At 58.8% G+C, this 1,137-nt stretch carries 1 protein-coding gene; it reads left to right on the forward strand.

Features of this window, described 5'->3' with window-relative positions; translation table 11 throughout:
* Positions 1-1,134, forward strand: a 1,134-nt coding sequence (locus tag ACYVJT_RS15260) for an ISL3 family transposase (protein ID WP_499418562.1), incomplete at its 5' end; no start/stop codon positions are given.
* Positions 1,135-1,137: the final 3 nt, after the last annotated feature.

The raw sequence follows: 1,137 nt of genomic DNA on the forward strand, positions 1-1,137 counted from the left end.
GTGGTGCGCAACGTCACCCACGTGCCCATGGGCTGGCGGCCAACCCAGCTGCATTTGCGGTTGCGTCGGTATCGGTGTGATGCGTGTGCTTGTGTGTGGCAACAAGACACCACGTCCGTGGTGGCCCCAGAAGCTAAACTCTCGCATGCGGCCGCGTTGTGGGCGTTGAAATCGGTGGTCATCGACCGGTTATCCATTGCCCGGGTGGCTGCCAATCTTGGCGTGTCCTGGCATACCGCCAACGACGCGGTGCTGGCGACCGGCCGGCGGTTGCTCATTGAGGATCCCAACCGACTCAATGGCGTCAGAGTGTTAGGGGTCGATGAGCATGTGTGGCGTCATACCCGGTGGGGCAACCGATATGTCACTGTGGTGATCGATCTGACCCCGGTGGCTGATGGCACCGGTCCTGCGCGGTTGTTGGATATGGTCCCGGGCCGATCCAAACAAACGTTTATTACCTGGCTCGAGGCTCAAACCAGCGCGTTTCGCGCCGGGGTGGAGATCGTGGCTATGGATGGGTTCACGGGCTATAAAACTGCAGCCGCTGAAACTCTGCCCGAAGCGGTCACGGTGATGGATCCCTTCCACGTGGTCGCCCTGGCGGGCCAAGCCGTGGATAAGGCCCGGCAACGGATTCAACAGGCCACGCTGGGCCATCGGGGGCGCAAGGACGATCCGCTCTATGGGATCCGCAAAGTACTGAAAACCGGCAAAGACTACCTGACAGAACGACAACAGACCCGCCTGGACGCTGTGTTTGCCAACCCTGACCATCAGCCGGTGCAAACCACCTATGACATCTACCAACGGATCGTGGCGGCCTACCGTCATCCCGACCGAAAACAAGCCAAAAAGCGGCTCAGGAAACTGATAGATTCCATCAGCAAGGGCGTTCCGAACACGCTCAAAGAACTCCAAACCTTGGGCCGGACCATGAAACGCCGAGCCGCAGATATCCTGGCATACTTCGATCACGTCGGTACCAGCAATGGGCCCACTGAAGCCATCAACGGCAGAATCGAACACCTGCGCGGCACAGCCTTAGGCTTCCGTAATCTCATGCATTACATCACCAGAGCACTGCTCGACACCGGCGGATTCAGACACCAACTACACTCATTTTTACGATGAGCC

Source organism: Yaniella soli (assembly GCF_054782375.1).